Source organism: Mucilaginibacter sp. (assembly GCF_036383575.1).
Classification (GTDB): Bacteria; Bacteroidota; Bacteroidia; order Sphingobacteriales; family Sphingobacteriaceae; genus Mucilaginibacter.
This window is the reverse complement of record NZ_DASVOB010000175.1, coordinates 1-3,455: the sequence shown is the minus strand read 5'-3', so window position 1 is coordinate 3,455 and position 3,455 is coordinate 1. Positions and strand designations below refer to the sequence as shown.

Below are 3,455 nucleotides of genomic sequence, written 5' to 3'. Positions count from 1 at the left end.
TGGTTTGCCATAGCCGATGCTGAGTACAAGCTTGGCCATTTAGACGAAGCAGAAAAAGCGTATGAAAAAGTAGTGGAATTAAATCCGCTTGATATTGACGCGTGGCTGGATTACTCATCGATACTTTACGAGCAGCAAAAGCTTAATGAAGCCATCGAGATCATTGCCCAGGCGATCAAAAATAACCCGGAAGCAGCTGAGCTTTACTATCGTATGGTAGCCTATCTGTTTGCCAAAGGCGAATACAACGAAGCCCTTAACAACCTGGAGTATGCCTTAGCAGCTGATCCGGAGAAACATTACATCCTGTTTGATTACCTGCCGCAATTACAAAAGAACAAGGTGATTGTGGATATCATCAACAGGTATACTAAGTAGGGAGGCTGATTCATTTACTTAGGTGAGTGGTTGATTGAGTTGATTAGGTGAATGGTTCTATCTCTTAAATAAGGTAAACACGAAAAGACGCATAAAAATATGTGTCTTTTCGTGTTTTAAGACAAACGCACGGTCGCAAGATCAGATATATCAAACTGCTTACCTAATCAACTTAATCAACCACTCGCTATCAACAATGAATTTACCGTGAGCTTTAAGATCATTTAACATTTGAAATTTGCACATCTGCAGTTTTGTTGCGACCTTTGTTTCATTAGAACTTTTAGTTATAGGCTATAACAAATACTTACAATGAACTACACGATTAATCATCTTCCTGACCGTACAACTAAACCACGTGACAAAGGCATTACCATGGTGATGGATAAAGGCCTTAGTTTACGCCAGGTTGAAGATTTTATTGAAGTAGGCGGCCATTATACTGATATAGTGAAGCTGGGATGGGCTACATCATATGTTACGCCCAATCTTGAGCAGAAACTGAAACTTTATCGCGACGCCGGGATCCCGGTTTATTTCGGCGGTACATTATTTGAGGCTTTTATTGTACGTAATCAATTTGATGATTACCGTCGTTTACTGGATAAATACCAGCTGGAACATTGCGAAGTATCTGATGGATCGATCACTATTGAGCATGATGTAAAATGTAAATACATCAGCGAGCTGGCCAAACAGGTTACTGTGATATCTGAAGTGGGTTCAAAAGATGTGCAAAAGATCTTTGCCCCTTATAAATGGATCAAACTCATGAACGCCGAAATTGAGGCGGGTTCATGGAAAGTTATCGCCGAAGCCCGCGAAAGCGGTAACGTAGGCATCTACCGTGATTCGGGCGAGGTACGCCAGGGCCTGGTTGACGAGATCCTGACCCAGATCCCCGAAGGAACTATTATTTGGGAAGCCCCTCAAAAAGCACAACAGGTTTGGTTCATTAAACTGATTGGTGCAAACGTGAGCCTCGGCAATATCGCCCCTACAGATATCATTCCATTGGAAACCTTAAGGCTGGGTATCCGCAGCGATACTTTCGACCATTTTTTAGAGATGTAATTGTTGACTGATCTTAATATAACAATTAACCCAAGCCCTCGGAGTAATCTGAGGGCTTTTTGTTTTCATCCTCTATGGGAATATCTTCCGACACAAGGAAATAATCTACTATGTCATTGCGAGCGCAGCGTGGCAATCGCATGCTATACAGAGCGGCTTTTCCTATCGAGGGATTGCTTCGTTCGTGCAAGGACACTCTCATTTTATAACACCTGTTTGCACACATCAATTCTTAGTTATTAACACCATAATCAACTGAAAAACAGGCAATATAAATTAACCAAAGTTCATCTACCGCAATTACCGCCAACCCTGTGGAAAACTCCGGCTATTATGCTATTCAGCATACTAATAGATTTGAGTTAAAACCCCTGAACCTTTTTTAGTGTTGCATCTGCTCAGTTAATTTTATCATAATCAGTAAAAGCTATGGCTAAAAACATTACCAGGAAGGCACCCGCAGTAAGCGGAGAAAAGGGGCTCAAAGCCGAACGCTATTTCAGCAAAGAAGGCACTAATGTTTATGACCTGTTTAAATATGAAAAACGATCGTCGGTTATCCGCAATCCCTCCGGCGATGCTGTATTTGAGATGAACGATGTTGAGGTACCTGCTGGCTGGTCGCAGGTAGCTACCGATATCCTGGCGCAAAAATATTTTCGCAAGGCAGGCGTTCCGCAACCTGATGGCACAACCGGATCTGAAAAAAGCATTAAACAGGTTGCCCACCGTATGGCCAACTGCTGGAAAGACTGGGGCACGCGCTATGGTTACTTTGCTACGCCAAAAGACGCCGATATTTTTTACGACGAAATAGTTTACACCATAGTAGGACAGCTGGCAGCACCAAACTCGCCGCAGTGGTTCAACACCGGTCTGCATACTTCATACGGTATTACGGGCAAACCGCAGGGACATTATTTTGTGGACCCGATAACTGAACAGCTGAGCAAATCAACCTCGGCCTATGAGCGCCCGCAACCTCATGCCTGCTTTATCCTTTCTGTTGATGACGACCTGGTGAACGAGGGCGGCATTATGGACCTTTGGGTTCGCGAAGCCCGCATTTTTAAATACGGCTCGGGCGTGGGTACCAATTTCTCTAAGATCCGTGGCGACAATGAAAAATTATCCGGTGGCGGTTATTCATCAGGCCTGATGTCATTCCTGAAAATTGGCGACAGGGCGGCTGGTGCCATCAAATCGGGCGGAACAACCCGCAGGGCAGCTAAAATGGTTTGCCTGGATCTTGATCATCCCGAAATTGAAGGTTTTGTGAACTGGAAAGTGGAGGAGGAAAAGAAAGTTGCAGCCCTGATAGCCGCAGGTTATTCATCCGATTACGAGGGCGAAGCTTATCGCACCGTTTCAGGCCAAAACTCCAATAATTCGGTACGTATCCCCAATAGCTTTTTTACCGCACTTAAAACCGGTTCGGCATGGAATTTAACCAGCCGCATGAGCGGCAAAACGGTTAAATCTATTTCCTCGCAAAAACTTTGGGACGATATAGCCTTTGCAGCCTGGGCCTGTGCCGATCCGGGTGTGCAGTTTGACAGCACTATTAACGAGTGGCATACCTGCCCGGAAGGCGGCCGGATCAATGCGTCTAACCCATGTTCGGAATATATGTTTCTGGATAATACGGCCTGTAACCTGGCATCCATTAACCTTGCCCATTTCTTTAACCCGCAAACCCGCGTGTTTGATGTAAAAGGGTTTGAGCATGCCTGCCGCATGTGGACCATCGTATTGGAAATTTCTGTGCTGATGGCTCAATTCCCTTCAAAGGAAGTAGCACAACTATCATATGACTACCGTACGCTTGGTCTTGGCTATGCTAACCTTGGCTCGGCGCTGATGGTAAACGGTATTCCTTATGACAGCGACGAGGCCCGCGCTATTGGAGGGGCAATTACCGCCATCATGACCGGTACTGCCTACGCAACCTCAGCCGAAATGGCCCGAGAGTTAGGCACTTTCAGCCGGTATAATGATAACCA

The 3,455-nt window shown here is 45.1% G+C and carries 2 protein-coding genes and 1 pseudogene; all 3 read left to right on the top strand.

All coding sequences use genetic code 11. The annotated features are described in order from the left end of the window. Window positions 1–378 (top strand): tetratricopeptide repeat protein (locus tag VF500_RS06405; RefSeq protein WP_330858869.1); only part of this gene is annotated, 378 nt, incomplete at its 5' end. Between the two features lie 312 nt (window positions 379–690). Then, on the top strand, window positions 691–1,452 hold the full coding sequence (locus tag VF500_RS06400; RefSeq protein ID WP_330858868.1) for a phosphosulfolactate synthase: 762 nt from the start codon (window positions 691–693) through the stop codon (window positions 1,450–1,452). 429 nt (window positions 1,453–1,881) lie between these two features. Then, window positions 1,882–3,455 (top strand): annotated as a pseudogene (locus VF500_RS06395) (vitamin B12-dependent ribonucleotide reductase); the annotation flags it as partial.

Coding starts and splice junctions, on each gene's coding strand:
- VF500_RS06400 (WP_330858868.1), top strand. CDS start 691: ATGAACTACACGATTAATCATCTTCCTGACCGTACAACTAAACCACGT.